We start from the raw sequence: 14073 nt of genomic DNA, 5'->3' as shown, positions 1-14073 counted from the left end.
CCAATCAAGGCCAAAAACGACAGGCGGATTAGCCTTTGACGCATGGAATACAGCGTCAACGCGCCATGGATGCCGCGCCACGGCTGCCCCGATTCGGGCAGTGTGGCACCGCTATTCACGACACTCTCACTCCCTGCTTGTTACGCAGACCGCTGCGGTCGCCACCTCTCTGGCAGCGCGGCCTTGATGGAAGCGACATGGGTACAGGCAGGGCAATGTCATCGTCCTGTTGTCTGCCGCGCGCAGGCTGACCGGTGTCGTCGACGCAGTACCCGCATTTCCAGCAACGGCAACGCGAAGCCAGGGCGGCGCATGCGTGCGCTCCAGGACCGTGATGCGAGTGTTCGTCCGGGGAGGATGCAATGCGTTTGGCGGTACTGAGTCTGGCGTGTATGGGGGCACTGGCGATCTCGCCAGCGTATGCGCAACAGGGCGATGCGGAGGATGCGCAGGCATTGCGGCGTGAGATTGCCGCCATGCGTCAGGCGCTGGAAGGCATGCAGCAACGGTTGGATCGGCTGGAGGCGCGCGATGATGCGCCGGTGCAGGCACGGACGACGGCAGCGCCTGCAACGACGCCTTTGGTTTCGGCACCTGTCCCTTCCGATGTGATTCATGGCACGCAGGTCCCGGGTGTCGCACAGCCGGTGTTGCCACAACGCGACTCCGTGGCCGATCCATCCACAGCGGCATCGCGTCCGGACAGTGCCGCGGGCCCGACCGATCCCGACCTCAAGGGCTTCTTCGCCATTCCCGGCACCGACACCGTGATCCGCATCGGCGGCTACGCCAAGCTTGATGCCATCGCCGACTCGCGCGCGGCCGGTGACGAGGACCAGTTCATCCCGTCGTCGATGCCGGTCGGCGGCAGCCACCGTGATGTGTCCAACTTCAACATCCATGCCAAGCAGACGCGCTTCAGCTTCGAGGCGCGACGCCCGACCACGCACGGCAACCTGCGCTTCTACCTGGAGAACGACTTCTTCGGCAGCAGCGACGGCTACGAGTTCCGCCTGCGTCATGCGTATGGCCAGCTCGGCAATACCTATGCCGGTTATGGTTATTCCAGCTTCATGGACCCGGACAGCCTGCCCGACACGCTGGATTTCGCCGGGCCCGGCGGCGCGGGCTATCTGCTGGTGGCGGGCATCCACCACAGCTTTGCGATGGGCAAGGGCAACACCCTGACCGTCGCCGCCGAAGACCCGAAGACCGAACTGGCCGGTGCCAGTGATGAGCGGGCCGCGGTGAACCGTCTGCCGGACGTAACCGTGACCGCGCGCATGGAGCGCGACTGGGGCCACCTGCAGCTGGGCGCGGTGGCGCGCAGCCTGGCCTACGACGGCGAGGACGAGCGCGACCGGCGCATGGCCGGCGGCCTGCAGCTGAGTGGCTCGGCCTCGGTAGGCGAGCGCGACCTGCTGCTGTTCGGTGCACTCGGTGGCCGCGGTCTCAGCCGCTACACCGCCGACCTGACCGGCTCCGGGCTGGACGCGGTGGTCGGTGCCGATGGCCGTCTCGACGCGCTGGACCTGCACGGCGGCTTCGTTGGCTACACCCATTACTGGTCCGAGCTATGGCGGTCGAACCTGATCTTTGGCCAGCTGACCCTGGAGCGGAACGCGGCACTGGCCGCCGACGCGTTCCGGCAAAGCCGCTACGGCGTGTTCAACCTGATCTGGAGCCCGGCGCCCTCGTGGACCATGGGCATGGAGCTGCTGTACGGCCGCCTGGAACAGCAGGGCGGCGCGCGCGGCGACACGGTCCGGGTGCAGGGCAGCCTGCAATACAACTTCATCAAGTAAGCGCGAGCAGTCGTACGCCAGCGTAACCGTCCCCACGCCCGGTCAAGCCGGGCTCATGCCAGTACAGGAGATTGTCATGGCAGAAGCAAAGAAAATCGGGGTGGTCGGAGCCACCTTCCTCGTTGCGGGCAACATGATGGGCTCAGGCGTGTTCCTGTTGCCATCCAGCCTGGCCAAGATCGGCACCGCCTCGATCTGGGGCTGGCTGATCACCACCGCAGGTGCGCTGCTGCTGGCGTTCGTGTTCGCCAAGCTGGGCAAGCTGGCGCCCAAGGCGGGCGGTCCGTACGCCTATGCGCGTGACTGGTTCGGGCCGTACATGGGCTTCCAGACCAACACGATCTACTGGTTCGCCAACTGGATCGGCAACGTCGCCATCCCGATTGCGGCGGTCGGCTACTTCAGCTACTTCTTCCCGATCCTGTCCGAGCCGCTGGTGCGCTGCATCGCGGTGCTGGTGCTGGTGTGGGCGCTGAGCTTCGCCAACGTGATCGGCCCAGCCTTCGTCAGCCGCGTGCAGACGGTTACCACCAGCTTTGCGCTGGTACCGATCCTGGGCATCGCCATCTTCGGCTGGTTCTTCTTCGATGCCGACATCTTCAAGGGCGCCTACAACGTGTCCGGTGAATCCAATTTCGGCGCGATCTCCAGCGCCGCGGCGCTGACCCTGTGGGCCTTCATCGGTGTCGAGTCGGCCTCGGTGACGGCCGGTGTGGTCGAGAACCCGGAAAAGAACGTGGCCCGTGCCACCCTGGCCGGCGTGTTCCTGGCCGCAATCGCCTACATCGCCAGCTCCTCGGTGATCATGGGCATGGTGCCCAATGGCGAACTTCAGACGTCCGATGCGCCGTTCGCACTGGCCGCGGCCAAGGCAGTGGGCGGTTGGGGCGGTGCGCTGGTCAGCCTGTGTGCCTTCATCGGTGCGGCCGGTTCGCTGGGCGGCTGGATCCTGCTGACCGCACAGAGCGCCAAGGCCGCTTCCGACGACGGCCTGTTCCCGAGCATCTTCAGCAAGACCAACAAGGATGACGTGCCGGTCAAGGGCGTGCTGATCGTGGCCGTGCTGATGACCCTGGCCGTGCTGGTCACTTCCACTTCGGAAACCGCTTCGGCCCAGTTCGACGTGATCACGTCGGCGGCGGTGGTACTGACCCTGCTGCCCTACATCTACTCGTGCGTGGCCTGCTACTTCGTGGTCGAGCGCTCGCACACGATCATTCATACCGGTGCGTTCTGGACCCTGACCAGCCTGACCGTCGTGTACTGCCTGTGGGCGATCTACGGCTCGTCCGGAACCATCGTGCAGTACGCGTTCCTGTTCGTGCTGTTCATCACCGTGTTCTATCCCTTCTTCAGCGAGGAGCGCCGCCAGCAGCGGCAGCGCGCCCGCGAGGCTTCGGCGATCAGTGCCGGCGCCCAGCGTTCCTGAGTTAGACAAGGAGAATCAACGTGTACTTCAAGTCCCTGGACTATCCGGTCATTGTCATCGACAACGACTACGAGTCGCCGCGCATCGGCGGCATCCTGATCCGCGCCCTGGTGGAGGAGCTGCGCAGCAACGACCAGCGCGTGCTGTGTGGCCTGAACCTGGATGATGCCCGCGCCGGTGCCCGTACCTACGTGGCGGCGTCGGCGGTGCTGATCTCGATCGATGGCAGCGAGGAGGTGGATGGCGAGTTCCAGCGCCTGACCGCCTTCCTGCGCGAGCAGAGCGCGCGCCGCGCCAACCTGCCGGTGTTCCTGTACGGCGAGCGCCGCACCATCGAGAAGGTGCCGAGCAAGCTGCTCAAGTACATCCACGGCTTCATCTTCCTGTTCGAAGACACCAAGAGCTTCATCTCGCGGCAGGTGATGCGCGCAGCCGAAGACTACATGAAGAACCTGCTGCCGCCGTTCTTCAAGGCGCTGATCCATCATGCGGCCGAGTCGAACTATTCCTGGCACACGCCGGGCCATGCCGGTGGCGTGGCGTTCACCAAGTCGCCGGTGGGGCGTGCATTCCACCAGTTCTACGGCGAGAACACCCTGCGCAGCGACCTGTCGATCTCGGTGCCGGAGCTGGGCTCGCTGCTCGACCATACCGGCCCGATCAAGGATGCCGAGGAAGAAGCGGCGCGCAACTTCGGTGCCGACCATACCTTCTTCGTCACCAACGGCACCTCCACTGCCAACAAGATCGTCTGGCACGGCACGGTGGCCCGCGGCGACGTGGTGTTCGTCGACCGCAACTGCCACAAGTCGCTGCTGCACGCGCTGATCATGACCGGCGCGGTGCCGGTGTACTTCACCCCCAGCCGCAACGCGCACGGCATCATCGGCCCGATCAGCCTGGACCAGTTCACGCCCGAGTCGCTGCAGCAGCGCATCGCCGCCAACCCGCTGGCCAGCAAGGCCTACCAGGCCGGTTCCAAGCCGCGCATCGCAGTGGTGACCAATTCCACCTACGATGGCCTGTGCTACAACGCGGAGAAGATCGCCGACGAGATCGGCAGCACGGTCGACTTCCTGCACTTCGATGAAGCCTGGTACGCCTATGCCGCCTTCCATCCGTTCTACGAGAACCACTACGGCATGGCCAAGGGCAAGCCGCGAGAGCAGGATGCGATCATCTTCACCACGCATTCCACCCACAAGCTGCTGGCCGCGTTCTCGCAGGCATCGATGATCCACGTGCGCAATTCGGCGCAGCGCGACCTGGATGCCGAGCGCTTCAACGAGTCGTTCATGATGCACACCTCGACGAGCCCGCATTACGGGATGATCGCGGCCTGTGATGTGGCGTCGAAGATGATGGAGGGCGAGGCCGGCCGTTCGCTGGTGCAGGAGATGCATGACGAAGCCATCGCGTTCCGTCGCGCGATGCTGCACGTGCGTGACGATCTCGGCCGCGACGACTGGTGGTTCAGCGTGTGGCAGCCCACCAAGGTCGAGCGCAGCCTGGACAAGGGTGACACGCCGGCACCGCTGGTGGCCAAGCGCGAGGAGTGGTACCTGCAGCCGGACGCGCATTGGCACGGCTTCGAAAATCTGGTCGACGACTACGTGCTGATCGACCCGATCAAGGTGACCCTGCTGAGCCCGGGCCTGGCGATGGACGGCAGCATGGGCAGGCTGGGCATTCCGGCGGCGGTGCTCAGCAAGTTCCTGTGGGGCCGCGGCATCACCGTGGAGAAGACCAACCTGTACTCGGTGCTGTTCCTGTTCTCGATGGGCATCACCAAGGGCAAGTGGAGCACGCTGGTCACCGAACTGATGGCATTCAAGGAGCTGTACGACCGCAACGCGCCGCTCAGCCAGGCACTGCCGTCGCTGGCGGCCGACTATCCCAATGCCTACGCTGGTTGGGGCCTGCGTGACCTGTGCGACGCGTTGCATGCGTTCAACCAGGAATTCTCGGTGGCCAAGGTGATGCGCGAGATGTACGTGGACCTGCCAACGCCGGTGATGACCCCGGCCGATGCCTACAACCATCTGGTCAAGGGCGAGATCGAGCGGGTGGACATCGAGGAGCTCAGCGGCCGCGTCGCGGCGACCATGCTGGTGCCGTACCCGCCGGGCATTCCCACCATCATGCCGGGTGAGCGTTTCGGCGACAGCGACGAGCCGATCATCCAGTCGCTGCGCATCGCACGCGAGCAGAACGCCCGCTTCCCGGGCTTCGAGTCGGACGTGCACGGGCTGATCATCGAGCAGGACGGCGATGTGACCTCGTACAGGGTGGAGGTGCTGAAGGCCTGACCGGCGACGGTCGGCCCTTTGGCGAACGATGGATACCGCGCGCGAGCAACGCATCCTGAAGTTCTCCATCGGGGTAACCATCGCAGTCAGCGCGGTTGGCTTCAGTGGTGGCCTGCTGGTGGGATCGCAGGCCATCCTGTTCGACGGCGTGTACAGCCTGGTCGACGTTGCCTTGACCCTGGTGTCGTTGTCGGTGCTGCGGCTGGTTGCGCGGGAACAGAGTCCGCGCTTCCAGTACGGCTACTGGCACCTGGAGCCGATGGTCGAGGCACTCGGCGGGGTGATCCTGTCGCTGGCCTGCGTGTATGCGCTGGCCAACGCAGTGATCGGCTTGACCACGGGCGGGCACGAAGTGAAATTCGGGCCTGCGCTGTGGTGGGCGGCATTGCTGAGCGCCAGCAACCTGGCGATGGCGGCATTCGTCGCGCAGCGTGCGCGGCGCCTGCGCTCGGCGTTGTTGTGGCTGGACGTGCGAGGTTGGCTGCTGGGGGGGCTGATGAGCCTGGCGGTGGTGCTGGCCTTCGTGCTGGCACTGGCGTTGCACGGCGGCGACTGGCACCACTGGGTGCCGTACCTGGATTCGATCGTGCTGGCGCTGATCAGCCTGGCGGTGCTGCCGGTGCCTGCGCGCAGCGCGTGGAAGGCGATGCGCGAGGTACTGCAGGTGGCCCCGGATGATCTGGACCGGCGCGTGCAGCAGGTCATGCAGGCGTTCGTGGCAGAGCGCGGCTATGCCGGTTTTACCAGCCACGTGGCGAAGATGGGGCGGATGCGCTTCATCGAGATCCACGTACTGGCCGATCCGACGACGCCGTTGGGTTCGGTGGGCCAGGTCGATGCGATGCGCGATGAGATCGCGGTACGCCTGGATGCCCGTGGCAGCACGTTCTGGCTGACCATCGATTTCACCGCCGACCCGGCGTGGACGTAGCCCTGCTTCTTTGGCGCCGGGGCCTTGCCGGGCCGGGTTCTGCTCCCCTGTAGAGCGGAGCTCATGCTCGGCTGCCGTTCGCGTGGCGCAGCCGAGCATGGGCTGGGCTCCACAACTGCGGATCGCGTGCAGTAGCAAAGCGCTGGCGTGGCGACGCAACATGCCGCGTTCGTTGCGCACGGCGGACTGCTCTGTTGCGTCGGATGTATTTGACCTCAACCCGGGTTGAGGTCGCAGACTGCGTCGCAGTTCCAACGCGCCTAGCGCAGGTAGTACTCCACCGGCACCACCAGCTCCTGCGGTGCCTTCAGTTCATCGGGAATGGGGGGGAGTGGCTGGGCGCGACGGAAGGTCTGCAGAGCTGCGTCATCGAGCATCCGCTGGCCACTGGACTGCTCCAGCCGCAGTGCCAGCAGGCGACCCCCGCGGTCGATGCTGGCCCTGACCCAGGCAGTGCCCTGCTGCCGGCGCGAGCGCGCGGCAGCGGGGTAGTAGCGGTAACGTTCCAGCCGCGCCATCAGGCGGGCTTCCCACTGGTCGCTGGCGGCGCCGGCCTGGAAGTCTGCCGGTGGCGCGTCCGGAGCGGGCGGCGCGGCCGTGATCGATGCCGGTGCGGGACTTGCATCGGTCGCGGCCGCAGGCGGGGCGACCGGAAGTGGCTGGCGGCCCGTGCCACCCGGTTCGCTGGCGGCCTGCTCTCCCTCGCGCGCCGCCGTAGGCTTGGGCGGCGGCGGTGACTTCGTGGGCTGCGAGGCGCGGGCCTGCTGCGCCTGGCTGGGGGTTTCGGCCTGGCGCTCCTCTACCGGCCGTGGCGGCGTGGCCGGTGCCAGCAGGCGCAGGCTGATGCGCACGTCCTGCTCCGGCGGCGGCAGCATCGGCGGCATCGCGACCCAGTGCATCAACAGCAGCAGTGGCAGCAGGTGCAGGACGACGGTGATCGCGATCGCCTGCCAGTGTTGGCCGCGCTCACTCATCGTCCAGCACCCACAGCAGATCGGCATCAGCTGCATCGACGGTTTCACCCGGTGAAGCCAATGCGATCACCAGCGCAGGCGTGTCCGGTGACAGGTAGCCCGGTACCCCGGTACCGCGCAGTACATGCCAGCGACCTGCTACCAGCAGCGCCGGTGCGGGCGCATCGAGCAGCACCTGGGCCATGCGCGTGTCGCGGGCCTGTTGTACGGCCAGCATCCCTTCCAGCATCGGTGCCGCGTCTGCGTGCTGGGCCAGCACCACCGCCGACAGGCGCTGGCGGGCAGCGGCCACTGGGAATCGCACGCCCTCGGTCGAGGCCAGCAGCGCATTGACCTCGGCACGCGCCAGGTTGCCACCGAACAACGGCGTGCCTGCATCGGCAGCCTCCCGTACCAGCCCGCCATACGCTGCCCACGGCCAGCGCGCATCCCAGTCCAGCAGTTCCTGCAGGCGTGCACCCTCGGCATGGTTGCCCTTGGCCAGCCAGCGCTGCACCCCTTGCAGGCGTGGCTGGCGCGCGCTGGCGATCATTTCCATCACCAGGGCGCCCTGCGGGCGTTCCCGCAGCAGAGCGTGCAGCAGCCAGCGCTGGGCGGCATGGTCTCCGGCGAGGTCATGGCGTTCACCCAGCAGCAGCCGCTGCGCACTGGCCGCACGCTGCACGAATGCGGCCTCGTCCATGCGCTGGCCATTGGCCAGATCGATCACCGAGCCCGGCATCGGCTGCGCGCCAACCATGCTCGCCAGCGCCAGCAGGCACAGTGGCAGCCAGCGACGGCTAGAACGCCACATTGATTCCCATCGAGACGGTACGGCCGCGGCCGTTGCCGCGGTCCAGGATCGGGCTGAAGATGCTGTCGATCGAGGCATTGTTGTCATAGGCCTTGTTCTGCAGGTTTTCGATGTTCAGCCACAGCGTGGTGTTGGCCTGGGGCTTGAAGCTCGCGTAGAAATCCAGCAGCACACCGGTGCCGCCGGTCTTGCGGGTCTGGAAGAAGTCGTAGCCCTCCTCGGTCGGGCCCGAGTACTCGGCGCGCAGGCCGGCCTGCACACGCTGCTGCCACCAGCGGCCACCCACATCCAGCGTCCAGTAGCGGTCGGGCAGGGCGGTGATGTCTTCCAGGTTGACGAACTCGATGGACGGCGCGCTGGTACGTGAGCGGGTCCAGCTCAGCGTGGCGTGGTAGTGCTCGCTGGCGTAGTGCGCTTCCAGCTCGAGACCGCGCATGCGAACCACGCCCGGGTGGTTCATCCAGCGCGTGGTGGTGCTGAAGTCGTCCACGTCCAGCGCATCGGTCCAGGCAGTGAGCTGCGGATCGCTGTCGATCGGTACCACGAATGGTTCCACTTCCAGCGGGTGCACGATCAGCAGGTACTGCGGCTTGACGTAGTCGCGGATGCGGTTGTCGAAGCGGGTGACGCGCAGCTGCGCCAGATCACCGTCGGTCAGCAGCGAGGAGGTGCTGAGGTTGGCGCCGAACTGGAGGTTGCGCGAGCGTTCGCGACGCAGGAACGGGTTGGCGCCGACGCCATCGGCATCGCTCATGCCTTCCAGCGGGATCTTCTCGAAGAACATCTCCTGCACACGCGGCGGGCGGGAGGTACGGGAGACTTCGGCGAACAGCTGCAGCCAGTCGGTGGCCTGCCACGAAACCGTCAGGCTGGGGCTGAGTGCGCGCTGCGTGCGGCGCACATCGATGCCGCCGCCGCTGATATCGGCACACTGGCCCGGGACATCCGAGCAGATCGGCACGTGGCCACGGATGCCATAGCGATCCTGGCGCAGGCCGGCAGTCAGCGCGTAGACGTCGTACCGCAGTTCCAACGTGCTGAACACACTGTCCAGCTGGCTGCGACCCTGCGGGTTGGCACCGCGCAGGATGGGCGTATCGGCCACATAGATGTCCGACTGGTGCTTGACGCCGGTGTTCCAGCGCGCCTGCACGGCGCCGATATCGAAGCGGCTGGTGTTGTCGACGGTCCAGCTGCTCAGGCTGCTGTGGGTGCGGCGGCCGATGTAGCTTGAATCTTCCACCGGCGGATAGAACAGCCGGGTCTTGTTGCTGGCGAACGTCGCACGCAGGTCGATCCACGGCGTGTAGGGCGTGTAGTGATAGCTGGCGCGCTGGTTGCGCGCGGAAATCTGCCACGGGTAGTTGTGGTAGAAGTCGTTTTCGTAACGCATGTGGCTCAGGTCGAGCCGATGCTGGTCGCTGGGCTGCAGGCGCGCTTTCAGCAGCCAGCTGCTGGGCTGCTGGCTGCCCGGGTCGGCATCGTTCTTCTGCCCACGCGCGGTCGCGTATTCGCTGCTGCGGCTGCTGCTGGCAGCGGCCAGCAGGCCGAACTGGCGGTCACCGCCGTCGTCGCTGTGGCGCCAGGCACCGGCGAAGGTACGGCCACTGCCGTAGCCGTTGTTACCGTGGCGGTAGCCTGCACGAAGGCCCCAGTCGCGGCCCTCGCCAAGCAGATCGTCGATATCCAGGGTGCGGAAGTTGGCACTGCCGGCCAGCGTACCGGCGCCGTCACCGCCAGCGACCGCACCGCGCTGCACGTCCACGCCTGCCAGCAGGAAGGGGTCAACATAGGCGAACGGACCGCCCGAGCCATGCCCGGCATTGTTGCGGAAGGTCTGGGTGACACCGTCGATCATGGTGTTGACCCGGCCGGCACCGGTCATGCCGCGGATGTTGACCTGCAGGCCCGGCTGGCTGCGCGAATGGAAGCTGTGGGTGCCGGGCATCGAGCGCAGGAGGCTGTTGCCGTCCTGGCGTTCGGCCATTGCCACGCGTTCGCTGCCGACCGTGGGTGCGAAGCCATTACGGGTGGCCGGCACGTACTGGCTGGCACCGGTGCCGGGTGCGTGGCCGTGCGCGCTATCGCCCTGCACACGGAGGGGCACGGTGCGTCGGCTGCCGTCGCTGCGCTCGGCCGGCGCCGGTTCCAGAGTGGCGCGGCGCGCATCGATGAAGCGTGGGCGCAGGCCACTGCCGGCCAGCAGGCGCGACAGGGCCTGCGCATCGTCGAAGTTGCCGCGCAGCGCCGGCGCTGCATGGCCGGTGGGAAGCGCCGCGCCAACGATCAGGTCGATGCCGGTCAGGCGGCTGTAGGCATCCAGTGCGGCAGCCAACGGTTGGGCGGGCAGGTCATAGGTACGCGTGGCGGCCTGCGCGTGGGCGCTGGAGGGCAGCAGCGGAACGGTGCCGGCGCAGGCCAGCGACAGGGCAAGGACAAGAGGGCGAGGGCACAGCATCGGGGGCTCCAGGGGCTGACGCAGAGCGTCGTCATCCTGGGTAGACGCAGCCATGGGCTGGTTGTCAGGGTCCATCACGATGCTCCGCACGCGGCGGCAACCACACCTGTACGCCGTTGCCAAGGCGCAGTACGCGCACGTGCAGCTGCGCGGCCAGCTGGTCGCGGTTGCCGGCGGCGCCGTCTGCGCTGCCCAACAGAGTGGCCGGCTGTTGCCGCAGTCGCGCCCCGATGATCCAGGTGTGCCCACCGTGCCAGCGGTCGAGACCCTGGGTGACCTCGGTCAGCGGCGCCGATACCCAGTGCAGCCGTCGCTCGCGCCAGGCCAGTGCACCTGCATCGGCGGCGCGCGGCAGGGCCCGCGTCTTTCCGTCGAAACGCATCTGCTGCCCCTCGGACGCTTGGACGGTGCTGCTGCCGGACACCACGCTGACGCGATGGTCGGTGACTGTGACCACGCTGCCATCACGCTGTACCGCCAGATCGAAGGCGGTACCCAACGCGGTGACGGTACCGTGCGGGGTATGCACCTGGAACGGTCGCGCAGCGTCGACGCTGACCTGGAACCAGGCCTGGCCGCGCTCCAGCTGGAGCTGGCGACGCTGTGCGTCGATGCGCACGTGCACTTCGCTGCCCGGCGAGAGCAGCACATGTGAACCGTCCGTCAGAGTTTCGTCGCGGATCTCGCCGGACGCCGTACGCAGTACCTGTGCGGCGGGTGGCGAAGCATGCCGGCTGTATAGGCCGAGCGCGCACAGCAGCAGCACCGCAAGGCCGGCTTCACCCAGGCGGCGGCGCTGCCGTCGTCGCTGCTGCCGCTGCAGGCTGGGCGTCGCCGCGCCGGCCTGCCACAGCTCCTGCAGGTGCAGGTACTGCGCCGCATGGCGTGGATCTGCCCGGCACCATTGCTCGAACGCGTTCTCATCACGGTCGCCATCGTGCGCATCCAGCCACCAGCGCGCAGCTTCGCGTGCAATGGTCTCCTGGCTCATGCGCCCGGCACCTGCTGCAACGCGACCAGGGCGCGCAGCAGATGGCCGTGCGCGGTCTGGCGGCTGATGCCGAGCTGCCGGCCGATCTCGGCCAATGCCATCTGCTCCACACGGGCCAGCAGGAACACCTGGCGCGAGCGTGGCGGCAGCGCGGCGATGATGGCATCGAGGTGGCGCAGCTGTTCGGCATCAAGCAGGCGCTGTTCGGGCAGGGGCGCGGGATCGGCGATGGCATGCAGTTGCGCGTCCTCCAGCGCCTCTTCGCGACGGCGCTGGCGTTGCCGGTAGTGATCGGCGATCAGGTTGTGGGCGACGCGGTACAGGTACGCGCGGCCGTTGCTCAGCAGACCGCTGGCGGCAACTTTGACGACGCGCAGCCAGGTTTCCTGGACGACGTCATCGGCATCGCTGCGTTGCGGGAGTTTACGGCGGACATGGGCGTGCAGCGGCCGGTAATGGGCCGCGCACAGCTGCGCGACATCCGTCGGTTCGACAGGCGTGGACACGGGGCGGGCGACAACTGGGAAAGGGAACAGCCCGCGGCGGCAAGGGCAGCGGCTGCACCTTACAGCAAAAGAGAATCATTTGCATCCATATGCGATGTGCGTCGACGGGTGGTGGTTGCCGCGTGGCAAGGTCAGCAGGGTGGAAGATTGGCATGCGGCCAGCACTACCGTGACGATCGTCAGAGATCGCGGTACTGGATCTGCGCGGCCAGCACACGCAGTCCGTCGGCATTGCTGGACAGGATGCGCTCCTCGCCGACACCCTTTTGCCGCTTCAACTGGAAGCCCTGGTCGGCAGGCAGCTGTGCGGCGATGCCGTCCAAGCGCTGCAGTGCATCGGGGCCGCTGCAATCGAAATGGCCCCAGTAGGCGCCATCGCGGTGAATCTGCAATCGGTAGTTCATCGCGGTATCTCCTGCAGGTCCTGCAGCCAGTGGTCGAACATCGCAGTGGCGGCTGCGGCCAGTGGTGCGCCATAGCGGCGCGCCTGCGCGCGTAGATCGTTGGGGTCGATACCGGCCTGGGCCAGCTCCAGCGTGTGGCCGATCAGCCAGCGCTCGAACTGGCGTGCATCCAGTTCCGGGTGGCATTGCAGCGCCAGTGCGTGGTGGCCAATGGCAAAGGCCTGGTGGCGACAGGCCGGCGTGCTGGCCAGGCGACGTGCATCGACTGGTAGTTCGAACGCCTCGCCGTGCCAGTGCAGCACCGGAATGCCCTGCAGTGCCTGCAGCGGTGAGCGCTGGCCATCATCGGTAAGCAGAAGCGGCGCGAAACCGATCTCCTTGCCGCCACTGGGCACAACGCTGGCACCCAGCGCACGCGCCATCAGCTGCGCGCCAAGGCAGATGCCAAGGGTGGGGCGCTGCTGCTGCAAACGCCCTTGCAACAGCGCGATGCTATCGTTGAGGAACGGGTAAAGATCAACATCGTTGACGCTGATCGGGCCACCCAGCACCACCAGCAGGTCAGCCGCTTCGGCCGGATCGAGTGCATCTACACCCGCCTGCAGCACCTGCAGCTGCCAGCCCTGGGCCAGCAGCAACGGTTGCAGGGTGCCAAGGTCCTCGAAGGCAACGTGTTGCAGGACAACCGCGTGCTTCATGCCGGGGCTCCGCTGTTCGGCCAGTAGATGCTGTCCGGAGTGGCGCGGGCGCCGAAGATGGCCTGGCCGACACGGACCACGGTGGCGCCTTCCTCGATGGCCACTTCGAAGTCGCCGGACATGCCCATCGACAGCTGCGGCAGGTCGATGCCGGGCGGGGCGGTATGCTGCAGCTGGTCGCGCAGTTCACGCAGGCGCACGAAGCACGCTCGCACACGTTCGACTTCGGGAGTGAAGATGGCCAGGGTCATCAGGCCACGCACGCGTAGCCGGTCGAAGGCTGGCAGCTGCTGCACGAATGCCTCCACGGCATCGGGTTCCAGACCGTACTTGCTGGGTTCGGCAGACGTGTTGACCTGGACGAATACATCCAGTGTGCGGTCTTCCAGCTGCAGGCGCTGCTGCAGCGCTTCAGCCACGCGCAGGCTGTCCAGCGCCTGGAATTCGCTGGCGAAGCGCGCCACGTAGCGCGCCTTGTTGGTTTGCAGATGGCCGATGACCGACCAGTGAACGTCCAGGTCGGCCATTGTCTCGGCCTTGCGCTGTGCCTCCTGCACCTTGTTCTCGCCCAGTTCGTGGCAACCGGCGGCCACCGCCATGCGGATGCGGGCGTCATCGACAGTCTTGCTGACTGGCAGCAGGCGCACGCTGGCCGGATCCCGGCCGACGCGGGCACAGGCATCGGCGATGCGTTGTCGCACCGTGACCAGGTTGGCGGCGATCTGTTCAACAGACTGGGCGACGGGCCAGTCGGCGGCGGCAAGGGGCATGCGGG

General features: G+C 66.8%; 12 protein-coding genes. 4 read left to right on the top strand and 8 right to left on the bottom strand.

The features are described 5' to 3' along the window. The first annotated feature begins 362 nt into the window (after positions 1 to 362). The 4 genes from QP512_RS11910 to QP512_RS11895 all read left to right on the top strand — a co-directional run bounded on the left by QP512_RS11910 (position 363) and on the right by QP512_RS11895 (position 6474). Complete coding sequence (locus QP512_RS11910) at positions 363 to 1805, top strand: DcaP family trimeric outer membrane transporter (RefSeq protein WP_286068771.1); 1443 nt, start codon at positions 363 to 365, stop codon at positions 1803 to 1805. Positions 1806 to 1881: 76 nt separating this feature from the next. Continuing rightward, positions 1882 to 3234, top strand: coding sequence for an arginine/agmatine antiporter (gene adiC / locus QP512_RS11905; RefSeq protein ID WP_049433663.1), 1353 nt, complete (start codon positions 1882 to 1884; stop codon positions 3232 to 3234). 20 nt (positions 3235 to 3254) lie between these two features. Continuing rightward, positions 3255 to 5543, top strand: coding sequence for an Orn/Lys/Arg decarboxylase N-terminal domain-containing protein (locus QP512_RS11900; protein WP_286068769.1), 2289 nt, complete (start codon positions 3255 to 3257; stop codon positions 5541 to 5543). Between the two features lie 28 nt (positions 5544 to 5571). Further along, positions 5572 to 6474, top strand: coding sequence for a cation diffusion facilitator family transporter (locus QP512_RS11895; RefSeq protein WP_286068767.1), 903 nt, complete (start codon positions 5572 to 5574; stop codon positions 6472 to 6474). Positions 6475 to 6734: 260 nt separating this feature from the next. On the opposite strand, the gene QP512_RS11890 is transcribed toward QP512_RS11895, so the two are convergent. The 8 genes from QP512_RS11890 to QP512_RS11855 form a co-directional block, all read right to left on the bottom strand. Beyond that, positions 6735 to 7448, bottom strand: coding sequence for an energy transducer TonB (locus QP512_RS11890; RefSeq protein WP_286068765.1), 714 nt, complete (start codon positions 7446 to 7448; stop codon positions 6735 to 6737). Next, entirely contained in the window at positions 7441 to 8241 is an 801-nt protein-coding gene (locus QP512_RS11885; protein WP_286068764.1) for a ChaN family lipoprotein, read from the bottom strand. Before QP512_RS11885 ends, QP512_RS11890 begins: the two co-directional genes overlap by 8 nt. Continuing rightward, positions 8228 to 10699 carry a TonB-dependent receptor gene (locus QP512_RS11880; RefSeq protein WP_286068763.1) on the bottom strand — a complete coding sequence of 824 codons (2472 nt, stop codon included), beginning with the start codon at positions 10697 to 10699 and terminating at the stop codon, positions 8228 to 8230. The genes QP512_RS11885 and QP512_RS11880 overlap by 14 nt, the downstream gene beginning before the upstream one ends. Positions 10700 to 10763: 64 nt before the next feature. Next, entirely contained in the window at positions 10764 to 11690 is a 927-nt protein-coding gene (locus tag QP512_RS11875) for a FecR domain-containing protein (RefSeq protein ID WP_286068762.1), read from the bottom strand. Beyond that, on the bottom strand, positions 11687 to 12196 hold the full coding sequence (locus QP512_RS11870) for an RNA polymerase sigma factor (protein WP_286068760.1): 510 nt from the start codon (positions 12194 to 12196) through the stop codon (positions 11687 to 11689). The genes QP512_RS11875 and QP512_RS11870 overlap by 4 nt, the downstream gene beginning before the upstream one ends. A gap of 179 nt (positions 12197 to 12375) precedes the next feature. After that, positions 12376 to 12600: a hypothetical protein gene (locus QP512_RS11865; protein WP_286068759.1), complete on the bottom strand. Its 225-nt coding sequence runs from the start codon at positions 12598 to 12600 to the stop codon at positions 12376 to 12378. Continuing rightward, positions 12597 to 13298 carry a glutamine amidotransferase gene (locus QP512_RS11860; protein WP_286068758.1) on the bottom strand — a complete coding sequence of 234 codons (702 nt, stop codon included), beginning with the start codon at positions 13296 to 13298 and terminating at the stop codon, positions 12597 to 12599. Before QP512_RS11860 ends, QP512_RS11865 begins: the two co-directional genes overlap by 4 nt. Next, the gene (locus QP512_RS11855; RefSeq protein ID WP_286068757.1) at positions 13295 to 14068 is read right to left on the bottom strand and encodes a YggS family pyridoxal phosphate-dependent enzyme; all 774 of its coding nucleotides are present in this window, start codon (positions 14066 to 14068) and stop codon (positions 13295 to 13297) included. The genes QP512_RS11860 and QP512_RS11855 overlap by 4 nt, the downstream gene beginning before the upstream one ends. Positions 14069 to 14073 lie beyond the last annotated feature (5 nt).

Origin of the sequence: Stenotrophomonas sp. 57 (assembly GCF_030291075.1) — a bacterium.
Lineage (GTDB): Bacteria > Pseudomonadota > Gammaproteobacteria > Xanthomonadales > Xanthomonadaceae > Stenotrophomonas.
Note: the sequence above shows the minus strand (reverse complement) of the source record. Positions and strands in the feature narration are given on the sequence as shown.

Excerpts from the sequence above, each read along its gene's own strand:
- QP512_RS11865 (WP_286068759.1), bottom strand. The coding sequence starts at position 12,600 with ATGAACTACCGATTGCAGATTCACCGCGATGGCGCCTACTGGGGCCAT.
- QP512_RS11890 (WP_286068765.1), bottom strand. The coding sequence starts at position 7,448 with ATGAGTGAGCGCGGCCAACACTGGCAGGCGATCGCGATCACCGTCGTC.
- QP512_RS11860 (WP_286068758.1), bottom strand. The coding sequence starts at position 13,298 with ATGAAGCACGCGGTTGTCCTGCAACACGTTGCCTTCGAGGACCTTGGC.
- QP512_RS11880 (WP_286068763.1), bottom strand. The coding sequence starts at position 10,699 with ATGCTGTGCCCTCGCCCTCTTGTCCTTGCCCTGTCGCTGGCCTGCGCC.
- QP512_RS11855 (WP_286068757.1), bottom strand. The coding sequence starts at position 14,068 with ATGCCCCTTGCCGCCGCCGACTGGCCCGTCGCCCAGTCTGTTGAACAG.
- QP512_RS11875 (WP_286068762.1), bottom strand. The coding sequence starts at position 11,690 with ATGAGCCAGGAGACCATTGCACGCGAAGCTGCGCGCTGGTGGCTGGAT.
- QP512_RS11885 (WP_286068764.1), bottom strand. The coding sequence starts at position 8,241 with ATGTGGCGTTCTAGCCGTCGCTGGCTGCCACTGTGCCTGCTGGCGCTG.
- QP512_RS11910 (WP_286068771.1), top strand. The coding sequence starts at position 363 with ATGCGTTTGGCGGTACTGAGTCTGGCGTGTATGGGGGCACTGGCGATC.
- QP512_RS11895 (WP_286068767.1), top strand. The coding sequence starts at position 5,572 with ATGGATACCGCGCGCGAGCAACGCATCCTGAAGTTCTCCATCGGGGTA.
- adiC (WP_049433663.1), top strand. The coding sequence starts at position 1,882 with ATGGCAGAAGCAAAGAAAATCGGGGTGGTCGGAGCCACCTTCCTCGTT.